The organism is Thermofilum sp. (genome assembly GCF_038871435.1).
Classification (GTDB): domain Archaea; phylum Thermoproteota; class Thermoprotei; order Thermofilales; family Thermofilaceae; genus Thermofilum; species Thermofilum adornatum.
On sequence record NZ_JAVZIC010000008.1, the window covers coordinates 1 to 23,858 of the forward strand.

At 51.6% G+C, this 23,858-nt stretch carries 23 protein-coding genes, 2 tRNA genes and 2 CRISPR repeat arrays; of the genes, 21 read left to right on the forward strand and 4 right to left on the reverse strand.

The window, feature by feature from the left end:
* A CRISPR array of direct repeats spans nt 1-881; the repeat unit is 25 nt; unit sequence GATGCAACTAAGAAAGAATTGAAAG.
* Nucleotides 882-1,101: 220 nt separating this feature from the next.
* The 12 genes from QXT17_RS08545 (at nt 1,102) to QXT17_RS08600 (ending at nt 12,239) form a co-directional block, all read left to right on the forward strand.
* Nucleotides 1,102-1,194: transfer RNA gene (locus QXT17_RS08545), tRNA-Lys, on the forward strand.
* A gap of 82 nt (nt 1,195-1,276) precedes the next feature.
* Nucleotides 1,277-1,519, forward strand: a complete 243-nt coding sequence (locus tag QXT17_RS08550; RefSeq protein ID WP_020962160.1) for a DNA-directed RNA polymerase subunit H — start codon at nt 1,277-1,279, stop codon at nt 1,517-1,519.
* Complete coding sequence (locus QXT17_RS08555) at nt 1,516-4,905, forward strand: DNA-directed RNA polymerase subunit B (RefSeq protein WP_342783775.1); 3,390 nt, start codon at nt 1,516-1,518, stop codon at nt 4,903-4,905. Before QXT17_RS08550 ends, QXT17_RS08555 begins: the two co-directional genes overlap by 4 nt.
* 9 nt (nt 4,906-4,914) lie before the next feature.
* Complete coding sequence (locus tag QXT17_RS08560) at nt 4,915-7,581, forward strand: DNA-directed RNA polymerase subunit A' (RefSeq protein ID WP_342783228.1); 2,667 nt, start codon at nt 4,915-4,917, stop codon at nt 7,579-7,581.
* Nucleotides 7,574-8,776 carry a DNA-directed RNA polymerase subunit A'' gene (rpoA2, locus tag QXT17_RS08565; protein ID WP_342783229.1) on the forward strand — a complete coding sequence of 401 codons (1,203 nt, stop codon included), beginning with the start codon at nt 7,574-7,576 and terminating at the stop codon, nt 8,774-8,776. The genes QXT17_RS08560 and rpoA2 overlap by 8 nt, the downstream gene beginning before the upstream one ends.
* A 5-nt stretch (nt 8,777-8,781) precedes the next feature.
* A complete protein-coding gene (locus tag QXT17_RS08570; RefSeq protein ID WP_020962156.1) occupies nt 8,782-9,093 on the forward strand; it encodes a 50S ribosomal protein L30e in 312 nt (103 codons plus the stop codon).
* On the forward strand, nt 9,090-9,539 hold the full coding sequence (locus tag QXT17_RS08575) for a NusA-like transcription termination signal-binding factor (protein WP_020962155.1): 450 nt from the start codon (nt 9,090-9,092) through the stop codon (nt 9,537-9,539). Before QXT17_RS08570 ends, QXT17_RS08575 begins: the two co-directional genes overlap by 4 nt.
* 91 nt (nt 9,540-9,630) lie before the next feature.
* Nucleotides 9,631-10,074: a 30S ribosomal protein S12 gene (locus QXT17_RS08580; protein WP_148681985.1), complete on the forward strand. Its 444-nt coding sequence runs from the start codon at nt 9,631-9,633 to the stop codon at nt 10,072-10,074.
* A 6-nt stretch (nt 10,075-10,080) separates the two neighbouring features.
* Nucleotides 10,081-10,953: a DNA-directed RNA polymerase subunit D gene (locus QXT17_RS08585; protein ID WP_342783230.1), complete on the forward strand. Its 873-nt coding sequence runs from the start codon at nt 10,081-10,083 to the stop codon at nt 10,951-10,953.
* 45 nt (nt 10,954-10,998) lie between these two features.
* Nucleotides 10,999-11,361, forward strand: a complete 363-nt coding sequence (locus tag QXT17_RS08590; RefSeq protein ID WP_020962152.1) for a 50S ribosomal protein L18e — start codon at nt 10,999-11,001, stop codon at nt 11,359-11,361.
* A gap of 14 nt (nt 11,362-11,375) precedes the next feature.
* Nucleotides 11,376-11,834: a 50S ribosomal protein L13 gene (locus QXT17_RS08595; RefSeq protein WP_342783231.1), complete on the forward strand. Its 459-nt coding sequence runs from the start codon at nt 11,376-11,378 to the stop codon at nt 11,832-11,834.
* A 6-nt stretch (nt 11,835-11,840) separates the two neighbouring features.
* Nucleotides 11,841-12,239 (forward strand): 30S ribosomal protein S9, encoded by a 399-nt coding sequence (locus QXT17_RS08600; protein ID WP_020962150.1) that lies wholly within the window; start codon nt 11,841-11,843, stop codon nt 12,237-12,239.
* Between the two features lie 178 nt (nt 12,240-12,417).
* Here the strand turns inward: QXT17_RS08600 and QXT17_RS08605 are convergent, their stop codons facing one another.
* Nucleotides 12,418-12,660 (reverse strand): DNA-directed RNA polymerase subunit N, encoded by a 243-nt coding sequence (locus QXT17_RS08605; RefSeq protein ID WP_342783232.1) that lies wholly within the window; start codon nt 12,658-12,660, stop codon nt 12,418-12,420.
* Nucleotides 12,661-12,721: 61 nt separating this feature from the next.
* Between QXT17_RS08605 and QXT17_RS08610 the strand changes: the two genes are divergently transcribed.
* Nucleotides 12,722-13,468, forward strand: a complete 747-nt coding sequence (locus tag QXT17_RS08610) for a hypothetical protein (protein ID WP_342783233.1) — start codon at nt 12,722-12,724, stop codon at nt 13,466-13,468.
* A 20-nt stretch (nt 13,469-13,488) separates the two neighbouring features.
* Here the strand turns inward: QXT17_RS08610 and QXT17_RS08615 are convergent.
* Nucleotides 13,489-13,563 (reverse strand) — tRNA-Val (locus tag QXT17_RS08615).
* Between the two features lie 394 nt (nt 13,564-13,957).
* A CRISPR array of direct repeats spans nt 13,958-14,313; the repeat unit is 25 nt; unit sequence GATGCAACTCAGAAAGAATTGAAAG.
* Between the two features lie 170 nt (nt 14,314-14,483).
* Between QXT17_RS08615 and rpsB the strand changes: the two genes are divergently transcribed.
* The 4 genes from rpsB (at nt 14,484) to QXT17_RS08635 (ending at nt 17,628) form a co-directional block, all read left to right on the forward strand.
* On the forward strand, nt 14,484-15,128 hold the full coding sequence (gene rpsB, locus QXT17_RS08620; RefSeq protein WP_342765591.1) for a 30S ribosomal protein S2: 645 nt from the start codon (nt 14,484-14,486) through the stop codon (nt 15,126-15,128).
* 61 nt (nt 15,129-15,189) lie between these two features.
* On the forward strand, nt 15,190-16,059 hold the full coding sequence (gene amrB / locus QXT17_RS08625; protein WP_342783234.1) for an AmmeMemoRadiSam system protein B: 870 nt from the start codon (nt 15,190-15,192) through the stop codon (nt 16,057-16,059).
* Nucleotides 16,060-16,077: 18 nt separating this feature from the next.
* A complete protein-coding gene (gene fni / locus QXT17_RS08630; protein ID WP_342783235.1) occupies nt 16,078-17,172 on the forward strand; it encodes a type 2 isopentenyl-diphosphate Delta-isomerase in 1,095 nt (364 codons plus the stop codon).
* An 18-nt stretch (nt 17,173-17,190) separates the two neighbouring features.
* On the forward strand, nt 17,191-17,628 hold the full coding sequence (locus QXT17_RS08635; RefSeq protein ID WP_020962144.1) for an archease: 438 nt from the start codon (nt 17,191-17,193) through the stop codon (nt 17,626-17,628).
* Between the two features lie 6 nt (nt 17,629-17,634).
* On the opposite strand, the gene QXT17_RS08640 is transcribed toward QXT17_RS08635, so the two are convergent.
* Nucleotides 17,635-18,024: a helix-turn-helix domain-containing protein gene (locus tag QXT17_RS08640; protein ID WP_288006524.1), complete on the reverse strand. Its 390-nt coding sequence runs from the start codon at nt 18,022-18,024 to the stop codon at nt 17,635-17,637.
* 73 nt (nt 18,025-18,097) lie between these two features.
* On the opposite strand from QXT17_RS08640, the gene QXT17_RS08645 reads away from it, so the two are divergent.
* The 4 genes from QXT17_RS08645 to QXT17_RS08660 all read left to right on the forward strand — a co-directional run bounded on the left by QXT17_RS08645 (nt 18,098) and on the right by QXT17_RS08660 (nt 22,536).
* Nucleotides 18,098-19,546, forward strand: coding sequence for an RtcB family protein (locus tag QXT17_RS08645; protein WP_020962142.1), 1,449 nt, complete (start codon nt 18,098-18,100; stop codon nt 19,544-19,546).
* A 57-nt stretch (nt 19,547-19,603) separates the two neighbouring features.
* Nucleotides 19,604-20,206, forward strand: a complete 603-nt coding sequence (locus QXT17_RS08650; RefSeq protein WP_342814498.1) for a 30S ribosomal protein S7 — start codon at nt 19,604-19,606, stop codon at nt 20,204-20,206.
* Nucleotides 20,207-20,286: 80 nt separating this feature from the next.
* Nucleotides 20,287-21,264: a replication factor C small subunit gene (locus tag QXT17_RS08655; RefSeq protein ID WP_052887113.1), complete on the forward strand. Its 978-nt coding sequence runs from the start codon at nt 20,287-20,289 to the stop codon at nt 21,262-21,264.
* Between the two features lie 6 nt (nt 21,265-21,270).
* On the forward strand, nt 21,271-22,536 hold the full coding sequence (locus QXT17_RS08660) for a replication factor C large subunit (protein ID WP_020962139.1): 1,266 nt from the start codon (nt 21,271-21,273) through the stop codon (nt 22,534-22,536).
* On the opposite strand, the gene QXT17_RS08665 is transcribed toward QXT17_RS08660, so the two are convergent.
* A complete protein-coding gene (locus tag QXT17_RS08665; RefSeq protein WP_020962138.1) occupies nt 22,527-23,837 on the reverse strand; it encodes a Cdc6/Cdc18 family protein in 1,311 nt (436 codons plus the stop codon). The two genes, QXT17_RS08660 and QXT17_RS08665, sit on opposite strands and share 10 nt — an antisense overlap.
* Nucleotides 23,838-23,858 lie beyond the last annotated feature (21 nt).

A 23,858-nucleotide genomic window follows, 5' to 3' on the forward strand; every position in this document is an offset into this window, starting at 1 on the left:
GATGCAACTAAGAAAGAATTGAAAGGTAAACGTCTTCATCGTGTTCAAGGCAGAGACAGACAGCGATGCAACTAAGAAAGAATTGAAAGACATTGAGTGCTTTTGTCTTGACTGTCTCTGAAATTTTTGATGCAACTAAGAAAGAATTGAAAGAGGTCTCAACGAGCTCCCTAAGCTTCGGACTTTTCTCCAGATGCAACTAAGAAAGAATTGAAAGCTGTGAAATATAGACGATGCGATGACCTCGGTGCATGGATGCAACTAAGAAAGAATTGAAAGCAAGGCCGCAAATCTTATCCCTGACGGAATCGTATAGTCGTGATGCAACTCAGAAAGAATTGAAAGTGATTGACAATGTGTCGGGCCAAAGTATACGCTCTGACCCTCGATGCAATTCAGAAAGAATTGAAAGGCGGTGAGGTTGAGTGTCCACGAGTCTGCTGGGTAAGAGGTGTATGGATACAACTAAGAAAGAATTGAAAGTCATGTCCAGGTATCCATATGCTATGAGCGTCTTCAGGATGCAACTATGAAAGAATTGAAAGCGCTTTCGAATGGTATCAACCAAGTCGTCCCATATCTCACTGATGCAACTCAGAAAGAATTGAAAGGCTTTCCACTCTTTCCCATCAAAGACATGAATCGTTAGAGTATCCCGATGCAACTAAGAAAGAATTGAAAGTTCGATGCTCAGTACAGTTAACCTCATCGTACTCCAGCTCAGATGCAACTAAGAAAGAATTGAAAGAATATCGGGGACGCAACGGCTACCCCCTTCATTGCTACCGGGATGCAACTCAGAAAAAATTGAAAGAGAATCCTAATCAAGCCCCTCGCCTCGTATTTGTGCAAGACCGATGCAACTCAGAAAGAATTGAAAGCTCGTCCTTTATCTCATCGAGTTAGCGCGCGGGTATCTAAGCGATTTAGCTGGGCGAGGCTTGGGTGTCTTTCTATTGGGTTCTGTGACTGGGCTTCATGTGTGTCTTTGTTTATTGGTTGAGGTGTGTGTAGGAGAGGTGCCTTGAGTTTTCCCCTGCGGATTGCCGTGATGTTTCGCAGAAAATTTTAAAACCTGATGTGTGTTTTGTGTTTCTGGTGGGGCCGGTAGCTCAGCTAGGTAGAGCGATGGCGTGTTGCACGTCGAGGCTTTTAACCCATAGGTCCCGGGTTCAAATCCCGGCCGGCCCGCCAGTTTCTTGGGTTTTTCTTTGAAAGAAAAGTTTAAAAAATAAGTTTTTGTCAATAGTTTCTAGCTACGCGGTAAGGGTTTGTTATGCCGAAAAAGTTCAATGTTTTGGAACATGAGCTGGTTCCCAAGCACGTCTTGCTGTCTGAGGAGGAGGCTCTAAGGATTCTGAGGGCTATGGGCCTGAAGAAGTCTGACTTGCCCTGGATCTATTCTACTGACCCTGTCGCTAGGGCGCTTAAGGCTAAGCCTGGAGACGTCGTAATGATTATTAGGAAGAGCCCGACTGCTGGGGAGTCTGTGGCCTTTAGGCTGGTGATGAAGGGATGAGTAGACCAAGTGTGGCCAGGCTGTCTAGTAGTGACCGCTGGGCCCTTGTCAAGGCTTACGTGGACGAGCTGGGGCTTGTTAGGCAGCACCTGGACTCTTTTAACGCTTTTCTCGAGAGGGGCCTGCAGGAAATAGTGAACGAGGTTGGCGGCATAAAGGTCGAGAGCCAGGGCGTCGAGGTCAGGTTTGGCAAGATCGAGGTTGGCCAGCCGGTTTTCCGCGAGGCGGACGGCTCCGACGTGGCTTTGACGCCTATGATTGCCAGGCTCAGGAACATCACCTATGCTGCCCCGCTCTACCTGACTATGAGCCTCTACGTGGACGGGGAGGAGAGGCGGACAGAGTCCGTTTTCATAGGCTACTTGCCGATAATGGTGAAGAGCAAGAAGTGTGTCCTCAGCACGATTACCAGCGAGGACGAGCTCATCAAGTATGGTGAAGACCCGTACGACCCGGGCGGATACTTTATCGTTAACGGGTCTGAGCGCGTCATCGTGATGCAGGAAGACCTCGCCGTGAACAGGGTTCTCGTTGACTATGGTGGTGCTAGTAGCTCTGTCACGCATACTGCGAAGGTTTTCAGTGTTTCTTCTGGGCAGAGGTCTCCCCTGACTATCGAGAGGACGAAGGACGGCATGATTTATGCTTCTTTCCCCGCGTGCCCCACAAAGATACCTGTAGTTGTCTTGATGAGGGCTCTCGGGCTGAAGACGGACAAGGACATTGTCTACGCTATTAGTGGCGACCCTATTATCCAGCAGGAGTTCCTGCCTGTATTGATGGAGCAGACCAAGATTGCTTCGAGCGTGGAGGAGGCGCTGGACTACATTGGCTCGAGGGTCTCGCCTGGACAACCCAAGAACGTGAGGATAGAGCGTGCACAGCAGGTTCTAGACGAGAACTTCCTTCCACACATTGGCAGAACCCCGAACGCGAGGGTCTCGAAGGCCTTCTTTGTTGGCCAGATGGTGTCTCGTCTCCTGGAGCTCAAGCTTGGGATGCGTGGCCCAGACGACAAGGACCACCTTGTAAATAAGAGGCTTAGGCACGCTGGCGAGCTCATTGCACAGGTTTTCCGTGTGGCCTTTAGGCAGCTTGTCAAAGAGATGACCTATTCTATCGAGAGGCACACGACGAAGTCCAGGGACATCAATCTGATCAGTATTGCTAGGCCCGACATCATTACTGACAGGCTTAAACACGCCTTGGCTACGGGCAACTGGGTGGGCGGGAGGACGGGCGTTAGCCAGATCCTCGACAGGACAAACTATCTTTCTACGTTGTCGCACCTCAGGAGGGTTGTCTCGCCGCTTTCCCGTACGCAGCCGCACTTCGAGGCGAGGGAGCTCCACTCTACGCAGCTTGGGAGGCTCTGTCCAGTGGAGAGCCCCGAGGGGCAGAACTGTGGGCTGGTCAAGAACCTGGCGCTCCTTGCTACTGTCTCGAACGGGGCGGACGAGAAGCAGGTCTACGATCTGCTTGTCTCTAAGCTGGGGGTTACGCCGATCGAGAGGACTATTGGGCAGAGGGTGGCTGGTGCCCGTGTATACCTGAATGGCAGGCTTATTGGCTACGTGGAGAATGGGAGGGAGCTGGCCGGGACAATTAGGAAGCTGAGGAGGGAGGGAAGGATAAGCCACGAGATAAACGTGGCCTACTACATTAGCGAGTACAATGTTGGCGGGGTGCAGGGTGCAATAGAAGAGGTCTACATTAACTGTGACGCTGGGAGGATTAGGAGGCCCCTAATAATCGTGGAGAACGGTGTCCCCAAGCTCACGCACGAGCACGTCGAGTTGCTTAAGAAGGGCCAGTGGACGTGGAGCGACCTCATAGAGAACGGCATCGTCGAGTACCTAGACGCGGAGGAAGAGGAAAACGCGCTTGTCGCCAGCGACCCCTCACAGCTTACTCCCCAGCACACGCACATGGAGATTGTGCCCGCGGCAATGCTGGGGATAATCGCTTTGACTATTCCGTTCATCGAGTACAACCAGTCCCCGAGAAACTCTTACCAGGCGGCAATGGCCAAGCAGTCCCTAGGCATACCCCACTACAACTTCAAGCTTAGGATGGATCCCAGGATGCATGTAATGTACTATCCACAGAAGCCGCTCGTAAAGACACGCATCTTCGACCTTATCCCGCTCGACAACCTGCCCTACGGGACAAACATGGTCGTAGCAGTGCTGACGAGCGGTGGATACAATATCCAGGACGCAGTCGTCATAAACAAGGCCGCGATAGAGCGTGGCATGACGAGGTCTGTCTTCTTCAGGACGTACGAGGTCGAGGAGAGGAGATACCCGGGCGGCCTAGAGGACAGGATCGAGAAGCCCAAGATGGAGGAAGAGCTCCTCGACATAAAGTCGGCACAGGCATACGAAAACGTTGACCCAGTCGACGGCATTGCCTACGTGGAGTCAGAGCTTCACGGCGGCCAGGTTCTAGTTGGTAGGACGAGCCCGCCGAGGTTCTATACGAGCACTTTCGAGCCGAGGGTCATGTCTAGGAGGAAGGACACGTCTGTCACCCTGAGGCACGGCGAGAAGGGTATAGTTGACAGGGTCCTAATAATGGAGAGCCAGGAAGGAATAAAGCTCGTAAAGGTAAGGGTCAGGGACCTGAGGCCGACAGAGCTTGGAGACAAGTTTGCATCGCGCCACGGACAGAAAGGAGTAGTGGGCATGCTTGTCCCACAAGAAGACATGCCGTTCACCGAGGAAGGCATAACGCCTGACCTATTGATCAACCCGCACGCCATCCCGTCACGTATGACCGTTGGACAGTTGCTGGAGGCCCTAACTGGGAAGGCGGCGGCCCTCAAAGGCACACGTATAGATGCCACGGCTTTCGAGCCCCCGTCGCTGGAAGACATACGTGAAATACTGAAGAGCTATGGCTTTAGGAGCGACGGCAAGGAAGTCCTCTACAACGGGATAACCGGAGAGAAGCTTGAGGCAGAGATATTCATCGGCGTGGTGTACTATGAAAAGTTGCACCACCTTGTAGCCGACAAGATGCATGCACGTGCAAGGGGAAGAGTCCAGATACTGACGAGGCAGCCAACAGAGGGAAGGGCGAGGGAGGGCGGTCTAAGGTTCGGAGAAATGGAGAAGGACTGCCTGGTCGGCCACGGTGCATCCATGTTGCTGAGGGAGAGGCTTCTAGACAGCTCGGACAAGACCACTATCTGGGTTTGCGAGAACTGTGGCTACATGGGGTGGTTTGACGCGAAGAAGAACGCCCCCGTATGCCCAGTGTGTGGGGACAAGGGTGTCCTGCACCCAGTAGAGGTGTCCTATGCGTTCAAGCTGTTGCTACAGGAGCTCCAGGGTCTAGGCCTCTCAGTAAAGATACTGTTAAAAGACAAGGTACATGCATAGGTGATGGGTATGAGTACACGCGAGTCGTCCAAGATAATTGCCGGGCTAAAGTTCGGCATTCTCTCGCCAGAAATGATTAGGAAGCTCGCCGTCCTAAGGATAGAGACAAGCGAGCTGTACGACGACGAGGGCTTCCCGATTCCAGGAGGCCTGATGGACAGGAGGATGGGCTCAATAGAGCCTGGAGCTGTCTGCCAGACGTGTGGCAATAGGTTCACGAATTGTCCCGGGCACTTTGGCTACATCGAGCTGGCCAGGCCCGTCGTCCACCCAGAGTTCACCCCGTATATCGCTTTGCTCCTGAAGGCTACTTGTAGCAAGTGTGGCAGGCTTAAGCTCGACGAGGAGCGCATAGAGAAGGCCAGGAAAAGGATGGAGGTTTATTCACGCAAGTGGCCCAGCCTAAAGATAAAGTACGCCAACACGTTGCTAAAAGAGGCGGCAAAGGCAACGGAGTGCCCCCACTGTCATGCCCCGCAGTACAAGATCAAGGTTGACAAGCCTTACACGTTCTACGAGGAGAGGGAGGAGGGCCTTGTCAGGCTGACGCCCCTAGAGATATGGGAGCGCCTCTCCAGGATACCCGACAAGGACCTCGAGGTAGTAGGCATAGACCCCAAGGAGGCTAGGCCCGAGTGGATGGTTCTAAGGGTGGTCCCCGTTGTCCCCCCGAGCGTTAGGCCATCTATCACGCTCGAGTCTGGAGACCGCTCGGAAGACGACTTGACACACAAGCTTGTCGACATTATCCGTGTCAACCAGAGGCTCAAGGAGAACATTGACTCTGGCTCCCCATCCCTAGTTATCGAGGATCTCTGGGGCCTTCTCCAGTACCACGTCGCGACGTATTTCGACAACGAGCTTCCAGGCATACCGCCTGCTAGGCACAGGTCTGGAAGGGCCCTTAGGACCCTTGCACAGCGTCTGAAAGGCAAGGAGGGAAGGTTTAGGGGGAGCCTTGCTGGGAAACGTGTAGACTTCTCTTCCAGGACGGTCATTTCTCCTGACCCTAACCTCAGCATTAACGAGGTCGGTGTCCCGATAGACGTTGCAAAGGTTTTGACTGTGCCCGAAAAGGTCACCTCCTGGAACATCGAGAAAATGAGGCAGCTCGTCATTAATGGCCCCGACGTTTGGCCAGGCGCTAACTACATCATAAAGCCGGACGGGTCCAGGATTGACCTGCGCTTCGCTAAGCACAGGGAGGAGCTCAGCCAGGCCCTGGCGCCGGGCTACATTGTTGAGAGGCACCTCATGGACGGCGACATTGTCTTGTTTAACAGGCAGCCCTCGCTACACAGGATATCAATAATGGCGCACGTGGTGAAGGTTCTCCCATACAAGACTTTCCGCCTAAACCTCCTCGTAACTATACCCTACAACGCGGACTTCGACGGTGACGAGATGAACCTACACGTGCCGCAGAGCGAGGAGGCCCGGGCCGAGGCAAGGGAGCTGATGCTCGTGGAGAGACATATCATGACGGCGCGATATGGGGCGCCTATCATCGGTGGTCTACACGATTATATTACTGGGGCTTACCTGTTGACTAGGAAGGACACGCTCCTAGACAAGAAGGAGGCCCTAAGGCTGCTCTACCTCGGAAACAACTCTGAGCCCCTAGTTGAGCCAGCGATACTCAAGCCGGGGCCCTACTGGACTGGGAAGCAGTTAGTCAGCATGTTTCTGCCGAAGGGCCTCAACTATGTTGGACGCGCAAGTGTTGCACCCTCTTCTGGGAAATGCGACGAGGAGTACTGTGAGAACGACGGCTACATCCTGATCAAGGACGGCAAGCTCCTGCTAGGAGTCTTTGATAAGCAGGCTATCGGCGCAGAGAAGCATGGAACCGTCCTACACGAGATTGTACGTGAATACGGCGTGGAAAAGGCCAGGGAGCTAATGGACGGCATGTTTAAGGTCTTTATCGAGTACCTCGACAAGTACGGCTTCACGATGGGTGTCGACAGCGTAGAGATACCCCCAGAGGCAGAGAGGGACGTGCAGGAAATAGTAAGGGAGGCAGAAAAGAGGGTCCAGGAGCTCATAGAGCAGTACAGGTCTGGAGAGCTCCAGCCGATGCCGGGCAAGACTCGTAAGGAGACCCTCGAGGACCTCATAATGAATGTGCTGGCGGAGGCGAGGACGAGGGCTGGAGAAATAGTTAGCAGGCACCTCGGACTACTTAACCACGCGGTCATAATGGCTAGGACGGGAGCAAGGGGAAGCATGCTGAACCTGACACAGATGGCCGCGATTGTCGGACAGCAGTCGGTTAGGGGCAAGAGGATAGAGAGGGGCTACAGCGGTAGGACGCTGTCACACTTCCCTGTCAACGACCTGTCTCCACAGGCCAAGGGCTTTGTCCAGAGCTCTTTCCGCAGGGGCCTGTCCCCAGAAGAGTTCTTCTTCCATGCGATTTCTGGAAGAGAGGGACTGGTAGACACGGCCGTTAGGACTGCCCAGTCCGGATACATGTACCGCAGGCTCCAGAGCGCAATGCAGGACTTCTACGTGTCCTACGACGGCACCGTGAGGAACAGCGAGGGCCTAGTGATACAGTACAGGTACGGCGAGGACGGCGTCGACCCGTCTAGGAGTGACCACGGGAAGCCGGTAGACGTAGACAAGTTGATTAAGAAGGTTCTCGCGATGAGGGGTGAAAGGCATGAGTAAGGAAGCAAACGTTATGTCTCCAGAGGAGCTCTGGAACGAGATCGAGAAATACCACGAAACGTTGCCTCTCTCCCTACGCAAAGAGCTGTACCAGAAAATACTCGACGCAAAGCTGACCAGGGACGAGGCACTACAAGTAATAAACGAGGCGATACGCAGATACCTGTCGAGCCTCGTTGCGCCGGGAGAAGCCGTAGGAATGGTTGCCGCCCAGTCCCTTGGAGAGCCTGCAACCCAGATGACCCTAAGAACTTTCCACTTTGCAGGAGTAAGAGAGCTAAACGTGACGCTCGGACTGCCGCGCCTCATAGAAATAGTCGACTTGAGGCGCGAGCCGTCGACGCCTCTGATGGAGATCTATCTTGACCCCAGCCACGCCAAAGACCTCGACTTCGCGCTTAAGATTGCGAAGGAGATAGAGCTGACCACAATCGAGAACCTTTGCAACACGATCACGATAGACTTCTACCAGTTCGCCATCATCATGGAGTTTGACCCAGAGATGATGGAGAACAGGGGTGTAACCTTCGAAGACGTAGAGAGCGCGCTTGAAAAGGTAAAGGGCAAGAAGGGCAAAATCGAGCGGGAAGGCAACACGGTGATCTTCTACACGGGCCTAGAAGAGTTGACGAAGCTAAGGAGGATGTATGACAGGGTTCTGGGGCTCAGGATAAAGGGAATAAAGGGCATAAAACACGCGATTGTCAAGCCTGTGAGGGACGACAACGGCGAGCTCGTGGAGTACGTTATTCTGACAGAGGGAAGCAACCTGAAGGCTGTTCTAGGCATAGAGGGGGTCGACCCGACCAGGACGACTACAAACAACATAATGGAGATATACGAGGTTCTCGGCATCGAGGCGGCGAGAAACGCGATAATCAAGGAGATAAAGAGGGTCCTAGACGACCACGGCCTAGACGTGGACTACAGGCACATCATGATGGTTGCAGACGCGATGACCTATTCTGGCAAGGTTAGGCAGGTCGGCAGGCACGGCGTGGCAGGCGAAAAGGGAAGCGTACTCGCGAGGGCAAGCTTCGAGGTAACAGTCAAGAACCTCGTCGAGGCCGCGCTGAGGGGCGAAGTGGACGAGCTGAGGGGAGTCATAGAAAACGTTATAATTGGTAGCAGGCCTATACCCCTGGGTACAGGCGCAGTAAAATTAAAAATGAGGTATGAATTTCCCAAACAGTGATCGGTATGGGTGCAGACTTCATAAGGGAGCTACAGACAGCCATAAACACTGGCAAGGTCGTACTGGGCTCTAGGAGGACGATAAAGCTACTCTCAACTGGAAAAGCAAAGCTAGTCATCCTTGCCAAAAACGCCCCCACAATCGTGGCCGAGGAAATAAAGTACAAGGCGAAAATATCAAATACACCGCTATACGTGTTCGAGGGGTCAAGCAAAGACCTCGGCGCAGCCTGTAACAAGCCCTTCTTTGTTTCGGCTATAGCCGTCATAGACGAGGGCGAGAGCGGGCTACTAGACCTCGTAAAGGGACAAGCATGAGCGCCGGCGCGAACAGGCGTCTAACAAACGAAGAGCTACAGTTGATGAGTTTTTTTGAGGACATCACGAAGATACCGCCCAAGGATCTTCTCTACGACGAGGCTTTCCAGCGATACATTTTCCTCGTTGATAGGGGCCTGGCACCCCTCGCAGTGGGCAAAGCCGGCTCCAAGATCAGGATGCTCAAAGAGTTTCTCAAAAAAGACGTAGAGGTCGTCGAGGACGGGTCAAACCTAGAGGAGCTCGTAAAGTCGACTCTTTTCCCCGCGAGGGTTGTCGAGGTAAAATTAAAGGAGGAGGGCGACAGGAAAATAGTCATAGCAATTGTCCCGCCTGACCAGGTCGGCATAGCTATCGGCAGAAACGGCAGGAACGTTCAGCGAGCGCGGCTCATCCTTGGAAGATACTACGGTGTAACAGAGGTAAGGGTTCAGCCAAGCGCTTGAAGGCCCATTGTCTCTACACTTCTTGTTTCTCCAGGGGCCTGACCAAAAAACTTTATAAAAAGCCCAATTAAAGAAAGTCGAGGTGTATAGATTGCCAGGAAGTAAGTCTCCTCGTGGAATGTTTGCTGCTAGGAAACTAGAACTCAAGAGGAAAAAGTTCAGGTGGAGCGACCTCGAATACAAGCGGCGCATGCTACAGCTCAAAAAGAAAGTAGACCCCCTCGAGGGAGCCCCACAGGCCAGGGGAATAGTCGTAGAAAAGGTGGGTATCGAGAGCAGGCAACCCAACAGCGCTGTACGTAAATGTGTCAGGGTACAGCTACTAAAGAACGGCAAAGTCGTGACAGCCTTCCTCCCAGGCGACGGCGCGCTCCTCTTCGTAAACGAGCACGACGAGGTAATAATCGAGGGTATCGGTGGACCAGAAAGCAGGGCATATGGAGACCTGCCAGGAGTAAGATGGAAGGTAATCAAGGTTAACGGCGTCTCGCTGAAAGAGATACTCAGAGGCAGAAAGCAGAAACCAACGAGGTAAGGCTTCGTGTCTAATCTCCCCAAATTTCGCCTTCTATCCAAGAAGGGAAACAAGGTTATATTCCAGCTTGAAGACGCTACCCCAGCGTTTGCCAACGCACTGCGCCGCGCAATAATATCTGAGACGCCCTCCCTGGCAATAGACGAAGTAATAATACAGGAAAATACCAGCGTTCTATGGGACGAAATGATCGCCCACCGACTGGCAATGGTTCCCCTCAAGGTGGACACTGAGACTTATGACGCCCTGAGAGAACTCTACGAGGAGGGAAAAGACCCACAGGTAATCTTTACGCTCGACGAGGAGGCCGTGGAAAGGCCGAAAACCGTCCTCAGCGGACACCTCAGATTCGAAGGCGTCGAGGGTGCAGTCATCACAAGTGAAACATCAAGCATAGAGCCAGTCTCAAAGAATATCCCCATCGCAAAGCTGGCCAAAGGCCAGAGGCTCGTCTTGACTGCCATTGCAAGGATGGGGACAGGAAAGGAACACGCGAAGTGGCAGCCCGTAGGCCCCGTAGGCTACAAGTTTAAGCCAGTCATAAGGGTTCTAAAGGAAGATCTCCCCGAGGACTATGCCTCTAAAATTATAGCTACCTGCCCCAGGAGGGTCTTCGGCTACAATTCTGGAAAACTAGTAGTCCTAAACGAGTGGGCATGCTCGCTCTGCAGGGAATGCGTAGAAGCATTTCCAGAAGCCGTCGAGGTCACGTATAACCCCAACGTGATACAGTTCAACATGGAGACGCTTGGCACCCTCCCACCCGAAAAAATCATTGAGACAGCAATCGACGTCCTAATAAAGAAAACTGAGAGGTTCAGCCATCTAGTTGAAGAATCCGTTAAACAAGCTCTGGCAGGAGAGGTTCAACCCCAATGAGAAAGTTTTTATCTACTGTTTTTTTGAATAAAGAGGTGTGTTGATATGAAGAGAACAGGACCCACAAACATACATCTAAGACTGCTGATAAGCAAGCTTAGAAAGTACAGCAGGATGTATAATGCCCCAGTATGGAGAGACGTCGCAGAGTTCCTCGAGAGGCCGCGGAGGAAACGGGTAGAAGTAAACCTTGGCGACATCGACAGGTACATAAATGAGGGAGACGTAGTAGTTGTACCAGGCAAGCTCCTAGGCGGAGGAACAATAACAAAAACAAACGTTACCATAGCCGCTTGGAGGTTCAGCCGCTCAGTCCCCCGCAGGCTCGACGGAAACGTGAAGCTTCTATCTATCGAAGAGCTCCTTGAACAGAACCCAGAAGGAAAAGGTGTAAAAATAATCGCGTAGAAAGGTGATGTAGAATGGCGACACAGGAAAAAGTTATAGTTATTGATGGGGCCGGCCACATAGCTGGGAGGCTGGCCAGCGTAATAGCTAAGGAGCTCCTAAAAGGAGAAAAAATAGTCGTAGTCAACGCCGAAAAAATAATCCTAACCGGCAAGCCCCAGAGGGTAGTAGAGAAGTACAGGAAGAGATGGGTAGAGTGGAAGACATACTACAACCCCGACATGAGGGGACCAAAATATCCAAAGACGCCTGACAGGCTCTTCAAGAGGATGGTTAGGGGGATGTTGCCGAAGGAAAAAGCCATGGGCAGAGAGGCCCTCAAGAGGCTCTATGTCTACATTGGTACCCCGTCCGAGTATGCAGACGCAAATAAGGTAAAGATACCCGCCGCCCTCTACAAGAACGAGCTAGTCCCATACATAACGCTGGGCGAACTATATAAAAGCCTAACAAACAAGGATATAGAGGGGTAGATCCACATGAAAATGGTGCTAGCCTCCGCGAGGAGAAAAACCGCTAGGGCAAGGGTAATACTCCGCGAGGGCAGAGGAAGAATATTCATAAACGGGACCCCGCTCGAGCTCCTAGAACCCGAAGTCATACGCCTAAAAATAATGGAGCCAGTAAAGCTCGCAGGCAAACTTGTCCAACAAGTAGACATCTACGCCGAAGCAGAGGGCGGAGGCATAGTTGGACAAGCCTCAGCCATCAGGACCGCGATCGCCAGGGCACTAGTCGAGTGGAGCGGAAGCGAGGAACTCAAAAAGCTCTACCTTACATATGACAGGAGGCTACTCGTAGAGGATCCACGCCAAACAGAGCCCAAGAAGCCCAGGGGCAGGTCAGCAAGGGCAAAGAGACAGAAAAGCTACAGGTAAACGGGTCCAGCTCTCCATTCTCTTCTTCTCATTTTTACAAGTCCATAGGCGACCGGCTGACAGTCTCTCCCCATACCTCCTAAATTCTCATGACTCGTGACTGGCACGTAGAATTTTCACAAACAAAACTTACCGGGCATTTTTGTTCCGAGAAAAATGACGCAGGGAACCTAAGCTATTAGGGTTGGCGTGAACGCGTCGGCGGGGCAGGCTGAACAAATTCTTCTATCGTGCCGTACTTTATGACCTTGTCGATCACGTCGACGTGGGACAAAAACATCCTCCTACAACAATACCTAGTAATACCCATGTCGTCCAAGACTTTTCCGGGGTCCTCCACGTTACTTACACGCGTGGCAAACTCGCTCCACTTGTCCCCGATAAGGGCGCCACACGTAAAGCACCTGACAGGGAATATCATGAATCCTCAACAGCCCATTTCCACAGTCATATTTATTAACTTTTCCTAACCCCATAGACCCGTGTATAGTTCAGCGCCGAGACCCCTAGTCGTCTCGCTCCGGCACGAAAACCTTCTACACTTCCTCGAGAACCAGCTCCGAAACCTCCTCAAGGCACAGACAAACATATTGCTAGCATTCTCAGAAAACTATTCCTCCTGGGTAAAACAGGTCATAAACGCAGAACCCCTATGCATAGACAGCCCCACGCTAGACACATTCACAAAGAGCCTCGAGAGCCGCCTAGCAGACCCAATGCTCCCAAGCCTCGCAAAGAAAATACTCACCGCTAAGAACCCCAGAGAAGCCGCAATCCTCCTAGCACAAGAAGACCCAAAAAACCAAAGGATATACAAGACCCTACTAGAAATAGCCTCCACAAGCCAAGTCAAACCGGAGACAACATGCGGCCAAGAGCCGCCAGTCCAGCTATTAACAATAACATCAACCACACACCCCGTACTCGTCCACGCCCTGCTGGCATCAAAAGCCTCCATGGCGCCCGCATCCACATTCATAACCCTCACATGCAGGCAATGGCTAGAACTCTACACCCACACCCAAACATTCGACCCCGCACAGGTATTCCTCCTGACAAAGCCATGCAGAATACCCTTCGACCCCGCCTTCACATACATATTCCAAAACAGCCAACTCATATTCACAAACATTAGCCCCAAAACCCTAGCCATCCTATATGAAGAAAAGCCAGACACAATACTCCTAGCCCAAGACACCGACAAAATAAGCAGAATAAAGCTATCATGAAACGTTTCACGAAGGGAAAATGGTGGGCCCGCTGGGATTTGAACCCAGGACCACCTCCGCGTCAGGGAGGCATCCTGCCGCTAGACGACGGGCCCTAGACGTCGCAGATTAGTAGAGCTTAATGGGTAATAAATTTTTCTCCCCAAAGCACAAATCATGCATCAAGGATCTACAAGCTTTACACCCAGCACAAAACAGGAAACACGCCCCATCATTAACTAGCTTACATCAATAAAGCATTTCTATTTTGTCAATGTTTTCCTTCTAGGAAAACTAAAAGTTGTTTATGAAGTTTCTCGACGGGAAGGTTATTTTAAAAAGAGATTACGGGAAAAATTCCCGACTTCAAACGGGGTGTTTCGGGAAGCTTCCCGATTGGGAAGTTTCAGAAGCTTCCAATGTGTAAATTTTAGTGCTAGGGCAGTTTTGCAGACTTCTTGATAAAACCCAAACGTTAAACATATAAACCCCCACGAGTAGAAAAATTCGGATGCAACTCAGAAAGAATTGAAAGTATCAGGCTCAACGATGTCAGCGACCCATCGACCCCTATGTCTGTGATGCAACTCAGAAAGAATTGAAAGGCAAAGAAAGAGCGGAAAATCCGCTTTAATGTATCGCTTAGGATGCAACTCAGAAAGAATTGAAAGTTGTTCTTTATCATTGGTGCATGCCTCGTGTCTAGCCTAGATGCAACTCAGAAAGAATTGAAAGAATATTTGTCTTCTGGACTGGTAAGCTAGACGTTCACGCTGATGCAACTCAGAAAGAATTGAAAGTTACCCTCACGCCTTGCATGTGTGAGCGGATAAATTTGTCGGATGCAACTCAGAAAGAATTGAAAGTAATAGGACAAGGTAGGTTCCGTTTTGTTCAGATTGTATCGATGCAACTCAGAAAGCGCGCGCTCCAATAGATGCAACTTAGAAAGGATCGATGGTTTTTGGTGTGTTTGTTTTGTGCAGGAGGGACAAGTTTATATAGTGTTTTTTGAAAAGGTATGGAGGCGTTGCTGATGAGTCTGGAGGAGTTGAAGTCTCTTGAGGGACAGTTGCTGATACCCTTGGAGATGTACTTGGCAGCGGGTATAAGGATTGGCACGAAGGTGAAGAGCAAGTTCATGAAGCCTTTTATCTATAGTGCTAGGCCTGACGGGCTCTACCTGCTCGACGTGAAGAAGACTGACGAGCGTATAAGGATAGCCGCGAAGTTTATCGCGAGGTATGACCCGGCTAAGGTCGTCGTGGTTTCTGGGCGCCAGTATGGTCACAGGCCTGTCAAGAAGTTCTGTGGGCTTGTTGGCTGTAAACCTATTCTTGGAAGGGTTCTGCCTGGGACATTCACAAACCCGGCTCTAGCACACTTCACTGAGGCAGACCTCTTGGTCGTCACTGACCCCCGCGTGGACGAGCAGGCCGTTACTGAGGCAGGCCAGATGGGTATCCCTGTTGTTGCGCTTTGCGACACGGACTCGCCCATATCCTATGTCGACCTGATTATTCCGACGAATAATAGGGGCCGCAAGGCGCTTGCCCTCGTATTCTGGTTGCTCGCTAGGGAGGTTCTCAGGGCGAGGGGCGAACTTGCCCCTACAGCCGAGTTGCCAGTGCCTCTTTCAGACTTTGAGGCCAGAATCCTGACGACCGGAGAAGTAGTCTAGGCTGTCCACAGTTTTTAGTGTAAGTTTTTATAGCTCGGAGTCCCCATTTTCATGGAGTGGTATGGCTTCAGGAGTGAGGGTACGCTCCCCAGTTAACGCTGGCTATTTTTACCCCGCAAACCCAGGCGAGCTCGCCGAGACTCTCAGGGCCAGCTTCCTACATAGGCTCGGCCCGGGAAGGTTGCCGGAGAAGGCTCCACGTGAATACACTGGTAGAGTGATAGGGGTCGTTGCGCCCCACGCGGGCTATGTCTATTCTGGTCACGTCGCAGCCCACTCGTATCTCGAGCTTTCAGACGCCGGCAGGCCAGACGTTGTATTCATTTTGGGGCCTAACCACCACGCGCTTGGGGTTCCAATCGCTGTCGACGAGAATGACGCCTGGGAGACCCCGCTCGGCCAGGTAATGGTCGACAAGGAATTGGCGAAGGAGCTCTCCTCGCTGGAACGCATAGTCCTGTTCGACTATCAGGCGCATTTCTACGAACACTCGATAGAGGTCCAGATCCCATTTCTACAGTTCACTTTTCCAGAGACGCCGAGGATTGTACCGATCTCGATGATGCTCCAGACTCCCGAGGCTGCTGTCAGGGTTGGAAAGGCGATTGCAAGCCTTATCAAGAACAAGGGGCTGAAGGCGTATGTTATCGCGAGTAGCGACATGAGCCACTATGTCGAGGCCAGGATAGCGAGGGAGAAGGACTTCAAGGCAATAGAGAAGATAAAGGCCCTAGACGTAGAGGGGCTGTACGACACTGTTATAGAGGAGGACATATCGATGTGTGGGCCCGGCCCAGTAATGGTCTTGATGCAGGTTGCACGTGAACTAGGATATACGAATGTGAGGCTTCTCAAGTACGCGGACTCCGGCGAGGTTACTGGGGACAAGAGCAGTGTTGTTGCCTATGCGTCTCTTTCGTTTGAAAAATAGGGGTATGGTGGATATAGAATGAATAACGAGGAACTGATTTTCTCGCGCAAGGACCAGCACCTAATCTTCGCTGTAAAAGAAAAAGTAGAGTCCACGGCCACTACTATGCTCGAAGACGTGAAATTTGTCCACCAGACGATACTAGACCACGACTTTTCCGAAGTAGACGTGTCCACCCAGTTTTTTGGCCACAAGGTAAACGCCCCACTAGTGATAAGCGGTATGACAGGCGGCACACCTCTCTCCGGAAAAATAAACTCCATGCTCGCCGAGCTGGCCGAGGAGTTCCATATACCAATAGGTGTCGGCAGCCAGAGGGCGGGCCTCAAGGACCCATCAGCCGCAGACACGTTCAGGGTTGTAAAGGAAAAGGCGCCCGACGTTCCCAGGATCGCTAACATAGGCGCGAGCCAGGTATCCATGGGTCTATCTGTGGGCGACGCAGAGAAGCTCATCGAGATGATCGACGCAGACGTCCTTGCCGTCCACCTGAACCCACTCCAAGAAGTTCTACAGCCCGAAGGCGAGCCAGTGTTTAGAAGCTTCCTGGCAGGCCTCGAAAAACTTGTCAGCTCTGTCAGTGTCCCAGTTATCCTGAAGCAGACCGGGGAAGGCTTCGCGAGGGAGTCAGCGAGGAAGCTCGTTGGTATCGGCATAAAGGGTATAGATGTGGGCGGCACGGGGGGCACGTCCTTCGCCGTGATAGAGGGCCTGAGGGCGAGGCTCATGGGGCTAGATGTTCTCGAGGAGATTGCTAGAGATTTTGCCGACTGGGGTGTACCGACGGCCGCCAGCATACTCGAGGTCAGGTCGGTTTTCCCAGACATCTTGCTCATAGCCACCGGTGGCGTCAGGAACGGCGTAGAAGTAGCCAAAGTGATTAGGCTAGGGGCAGACTTTGCAGGCATGGCCCTGCCAGTGGTTAGGAGCGTCTACTCAGGCGGTGTCCCAGGGGGCAGAAGGTTCCTGGACAAAACCCTGAAGGAGCTAAGGATAGCGGTCTACCTCGTCGGGGGAAAAGATCTCAAAGACTTAAAGAAGGCGCCAATAATCGTGACTGGGAAACTCAAGGACTGGATTATACAGCGTGAACTCATAATTAGAAGTGAATAGGCAGGGGGCATGCGCGCCATGGAGAAAAAAATCGGCTTCGAGCTGTTGCCTCACACTGCCGACATAACTGTGAGAGCGGTTGGAAGGAGCCTAGAGGAGGCCTTCGCCTACGCGGTCATAGGGCTATTCGGGGTAATGACAAACGTGGAGAGCATCGAGCCCCGGGAAAAACGAGAGGTCACAGCAGAAGGCTTCGACCTAGAAAACCTGCTCTACAATTTTCTCGAAAAAATCCTTTTCCTGTTCGACACGGAGCAGTTCCTTGTTTCCCGCGTAGACAACATAGCCATAGAGCCCCAACCGGACGGATACATTGTCAAGGCCACTGTTTCGGGGGAGCGCTTCGACCCAGAGAGGCACGAGTCCAGGGTACTCGTAAAGGCCATTACCTACCACGGGATGCGTATCTATCAAGAAGGCGGCCTCTACGTAGTCGAGTATACACCCGACATCTAGGGGTATCTATTTCTCTGCGAAAAGTATCTCGATTCTTCTAGCTGTGATTTCGACTGTTTTCTTTTTTCCCTGCTCGTTCAGCCTTACCAGTTTCCACCTTGCGAGGAACCTTAGATCCCGGGAAACGTTTGGCGCAGACCTCCCGAGGCTTCTAGCAAGCTCGCTTACCCCTATGTCCTTGTTCTTCGACAGGAAATCTAGAAGCTCGAGGATTCTCGTGTTTAGAATCTTTCTTGCGACGTGTGGAGGTAGCTCTTCCCTTATGTACCGTGTATAAGTGAAGTCCCCCTCCTCCTCGTAGAGGGAGTACAGCTCTCGTAGTTCAGGGTGTTTCTCGAGGTTTCCGGGGGCAAGGTCGTCCCGTGTAATTTTTCTCTCGAGGTAGACCTTTATCATTATAGGAAAAATTTATCATGTCAGGATAAAAATGTTTATGTTTATTGCCAGCTAGAGATACTAGGTGAAAAATATGGCTCCACCATTAAGAAAGATAACTGACTACTTGTGGGAGATCCCCCAGAAGTACAAGCCTGGAATGAGGGTCCCAGGTCTCGTAATAGCTGACGAAGTGCTAATAGGCAAAATGAAGGAAGACCTCACACTCGAACAAGTGGCAAACGTGGCCGTCTTGCCGGGCATATACAAGTATTCGATTGTTCTGCCAGACGGCCACCAGGGCTACGGGTTCCCCATTGGGGGCGTAGCGGCATTCGACGCGAACGAGGGCGTGTTGAGCCCGGGAGGAGTCGGATACGACATAAACTGTGGAGTGAGGGTTCTCGCGACAAACCTAATGGAGCAGGAGGTTAGGCCAAAGCTACGCGAGCTGGCAGAGACACTTTTCAGGAAGATCCCATCTGGTCTGGGAAGCACAAGTGGCTTGAGGCTCAGCTTTTCAGAGCTAGACAGGGTTCTAGAAGAGGGAGTAGAATGGGCCATAGAGAGGGGCTATGGCTGGCCAGAGGATCCCGAACACATAGAGGAGCGCGGCAGAATGGAGGGTGCAGACGCCGGCGCGGTCTCAAACGAGGCAAAGGAGAGGGGCAACAACCAGCTTGGAACCCTGGGTAGTGGCAACCACTTCCTCGAAGTCCAAAGGGTAGACAAGATTTACGACCCCGAGGTCGCGAAATACTTTGGCATCGAGAGAGAGGGACAAGTAACAGTGATGATCCATACTGGTTCGAGGGGCCTAGGGCACCAGGTAGCCAGCGACTACCTCAAGATAATGGAGAGGCTCGTCAGGAAATACAACATGCCGCTCCCAGACAGGGAGCTAGTCTCTGTCCCCGCAACCGCTCCCGAGGCCGAAAAATACTTCGCGGCAATGAAGGCAGCCGCCAACTTCGCTTGGACAAACAGGCAGGTGATCACTCACTGGGTGCGTGAAAGCTTTAGGCAGGTCTTCAAGACTGATCCAGACAAGCTCGGACTAAAAATCATATACGACGTTGCACACAACATTGCTAAGCTCGAGGAACACGTTGTCGATGGGAAACGTGTAAAGGTCTACGTCCACAGGAAGGGGGCGACCCGCGCCTTCCCGCCCGGTCACCCGGAGATCCCACAGGACTACAAGACTATAGGCCAGCCAGTCCTTATCCCTGGATCAATGGGCACAGCTAGCTACATACTTGTTGGGACGCCCAAAGCCATGGAGCTGACTTTCGGCTCTTCGCCGCACGGGGCCGGCAGGATGCAGAGCAGGGCAGAGGCTAGGAGGCAGGTCAGGGGACAAGAGATCAAGGCCGAGCTCGAGAACAGGGGCATAGTCGTTAGGGCTGCGAGCCTGGCCGTCGTTGCGGAAGAGGCGCCAGACGCATACAAGGATGTGGACAGGGTTGTCGCCGTTGCAGACGCTGTTGGGTTCGTAAAGAAAGTAGTGAGGATGACGCCGATAGCTGTGGTTAAGGGGTAACGTGCGTCAAAGCGAAAAAGTTATATTTTTCTCAAAATGCAAGTGGTGGGAGAGTAAATGGCTGAAGGCGACCAGTTCATATCAACGCTTGACGGCGAGGAAATCAAGATATTTGACAAGTGGAGCACGCGTGACGTAGAAATTAGGGACCAAAGCCTAAAGAGGTACCTATCACTGAAGCCTGTCCTTGTCCCCCACACAAAGGGAAGACACGCAAAGAAGAGATTCGCAAAGTCGAGGGTATCAGTTGTCGAGAGGCTTGCCAACAACCTGATGAGGCCCGGGAGAAACGCAGGCAAAAAGATGCTCGCGCTCAACATTGTGAAAAGGGCTTTTGAAATCATCGAACTAAAGACGGGCAAGAACCCCATACAGGTCCTTGTATGGGCAATTGAGAACGCGTCGCCACGCGAAGAAACAACCAGAGTTGTTTACGGTGGTATCCTCTACCACGTGTCAGTAGACGTCTCGCCGCAGAGAAGGGTAGACCTAGCGCTAAGATTTATCTCTGAAGGCGCAAGGGCCTGCTCAATGAACAATCCCAAAACAATTGAAGAGTGTCTAGCCGACGAGATTGTCGCCGCGGCATACGGAGATGCCAACAGCTACGCGATACGCAAGAAGGAAGAAATCGAGCGTGTAGCACTAGCCGCAAGGTAAAAGCTTCTCCAGGAGTTTCAGCCTTTTTTTGTGTAATATACTTATATTTTTCACCAACATACGTATCAGTGTGAGCGTTTATGGTTGAAGAGCTTTGGGTAGAAAAATATAGGCCGAGAAGTCTCGACGAAATTGTCGACCAAGAAGAAATCGTGAAGAGGCTGAAAGAATTTGTCAAACAGAAAAACATGCCGCACCTCCTTTTTGCCGGCCCGCCTGGTACTGGAAAAACCACTGCCGCCCTCGCGCTGGCCCACGACCTCTACGGGGACTATTGGCGCGACAATACCCTCGAGCTCAACGCGAGCGACGAGAGAGGCATAGACGTGATCCGGAGCAGGATCAAGGACTATGCGCGTACACTCCCACTAGGAGACGTCCCATTCAAGCTCGTCATACTTGACGAAGCCGACAACATGACTGGGGACGCCCAGCAGGCACTCAGGCGGACAATGGAGCTTTTCTCGAAGAACACTCGCTTCATACTGATAGCCAACTATGCGTCCAAAATTATTGAGCCTATACAGTCGAGATGCGCGGTTTTCCGCTTCCAGCCACTGCCCAAGGGCGACGCCTTCAACAGGCTGAAATGGATAGCGAAGAATGAGGGGATAACAGTCGACGAGCAGGCCCTTGAAGCGATATGGGAGGAGAGCCAGGGAGACCTACGCAAAGCGATAAACACGCTACAGGCGGCGTCAGCGATAAGCAAGAACGTCACCGAGGAAGTTGTATACGCGGCGCTGGGCCGTGTAAAGCCTAGGGAAGTCAAGGAAATGATCGAAAGCGCCCTGAGGGGAGACATTATAGGTGCCAGAGACAAGCTAAGGGTGCTCCTCTACAACTACGGATTGTCGGGAATCGACATCATAAGGTATATACATAGGGAGGTTCTCTCACAGAAATCAATCAAGCTCGACGAGGCAACACTAGCAGATCTGCTCGTCCTAGTTGCCGAGGCAAACTACAGGATTGTCGAGGGCTCAGATGACGAGATACAATTAATGGCGTTGCTGTCAAAGCTTGCAGTTCTTGCAAACAAGTCCAAGAAGGGATAAGCCGAGATGTCTACCAGTGAGCCTCGACTAGAGGTTCCATGGGTCGAGAAGTATCGTCCAAGCAAGATAGCCGAAGTAGTAAACAACGAGGACGCCAAAAAGAAATATGTGGCATGGATTAATGCCTGGCTTAGAGGCAAGCCCCAGAAGAAAGCCGCCCTACTCTATGGGCCGCCTGGAAGCGGCAAAACAAGCATAGTCCACGCGACGGCACGCGAATTCAACTGGGAACTAATCGAGCTAAATGCAAGCGACGTAAGGTCCAGGGAGGCTCTGAGGCAAAGGGTCTCGGGAGCCCTAGACACGGGCTCCGTCTTCGGCTACCAGGGAAAAATCATACTCCTAGACGAGGTTGACGGCATATCCACCCGGGAAGACGCTGGGGGGCTACAGGCCATCCTAGAGCTAATAGAGAAAACAAGGTGGCCCATCGTTCTGACAGCCAATGACCCCTGGGACCCCAAGCTCAGGACACTCCGCGACGCATGCGAGCTCATTGAGTTCAAGAAGATTGGGAAGAGAGACGTGGTAAAGGTTCTCGAATCGATATGCCAAAAGGAAAAAATCGAGTGCCCCAAAGAGGTTCTCTCAGCTATAGCCGACAACTCTAAGGGCGACCTAAGGGCTGCAATCAATGACTTGCAGTCTATAGCGCTAGGCAAGAAAACCCTAAGCGTTGCAGACCTACAGGTTTTGGGCGACAGGGCTGAACAGGAAAACATGTTCGAGATAGTTAGGACCGTCCTAACAGCTAAGAGCCCTGAACAGGCTCTAAGCGTGACGAGGTTGCCGTCTCTTGACTATGAAATGCTCCTCCAGTGGCTAAGCGAAAACATCCCATACCAGTACGAACAAAGCCTCCAAGCCATTGCAGACGCCTACAATGCACTCTCGTGGGCAGATATAATGTTGTCAAGGATGAAACGTGAACAACAGTGGTCCCTCCTCTCATATGCGCTTGAACTTATGACAGCCGGAGTGTCTAGCTCTAGGGAACGCCCACCATTCAAGTTTGTCAAGTACTCTTTTCCAGAAAAAATAAGGATCCTTGCGCGTCAAAAAGAGAAGTTTGAAGAGTACAGAAAAGTAGTAAGGGAGGCGTCTAGCAGGCTACATGTGTCCACTTCAAAGTTCCGGACAGAAGTCCAGCCATATCTCCAGGTAATTTTAGAGGAAGACGAAGAAGAAGGAAAAATGATTCTGAGAAGCCTAGGCATCCCAGAAAACAAGATAAACGTTGTTTTCAAAACAGAGGAAAAGGCTCATTCTTGAGGAGGCTTTTCTCCCCGTTGCCTCGCATTGAGTTCTCTACTGATAGAATCTCTGAGTATCTTTTCTAGTACGCTTAGAGGAATCCTGTTTATCCCGACCTCGCTATTCTCGCTGGCGTTTGGAATCGAAATCAGCGTGGTTTTGCCCCTATACGTGCTCCTGCCGATCCTAGCATCTATGAATCCCAGCTTCTTGAGCATCTGAACGGTTTCCCATACCCTGGTATATTTCAATGGTTTTTCGCCAAACCTATTACATACGTCCTCGTATTGGAGAACCACGGTTCCCATGTTTACGTATGCTTTTTCTTTTTCGGCCAAGAGGAGCTCAGTTACAGCTAGGAGGATCAATTTTTCGTGTAGAGACAATTTCTCTATCATCTCTTCGTCTATATAGCTAGGGAGAACACCCTTATTCATAACGTATCTAACGTGTTCAGGCAGGATTACGTCTTTGCCCTCTTCCTCTGCCTTGAGTGCGGCATAATACAGGATCTTTAGCGATATCCTCGCGTCGCCTAGACCCGTCTTTGTCTCTGGAACGTATCCAACGGTATCCGCAATCATGGATATGATTTCCTCCGAGACGGCCTCTTCTTTGATCGCCTTGTCAGCCTGTATCCTGGACCACAGTATGTCTTCGAGCTGGCTCGAAGTATACGGGTCGAAACGGACTACCCTTGCAGACAAGGAGCTAACAACTGCCTTGTCGAGGTATTCGAGGCTTTCCTCTAGTTGCCTAAAGATAACTATTAGACCCACCCCCATTCTTATTTCTGGCAGTATCTCGTTTAGACGTGAAAAGACATATAGCAAGTCGTTTCCGTCCCCCAGTTTTGCGATAATGTCGGCCTCGTCGAGTATAATGATTAAGTTGTGGCCGCGCCTATCGATGAAATTTAAGACATACTGTGTTAGCTCTTCAGATGAGAATCCCCTTCTCGGGATATCTAGACCACTATCGTTTCCAAGCTTCCTCAATACTTGGAACTTTGTTCGATATTCATGCGCATTTATGTAGCTTACAAGTATTGGAGGCATTTTTCCCTGGTCAGATTTCTCCTTGATCTCTTTACCTATGCTTCTCGCAACGGCTGTCTTCCCCGTACCCGAGGGTCCCGAATAGATAACCGTCCTTAGGATTTTCTTCTGCCCCCTATACACGTCCTGGAGAATACTCAATGTTTCCTCGATCTGTGTCCTTCTGTGTGGAAGCTTGACTGGGACATACTCATTGCTAAGTTTTCGCTCGTCTAGTATTATCCTTCTACCGTTAAAGTAGCCATTGAAACTCATAGACATCTATCCGTCTCTCCTAAACAG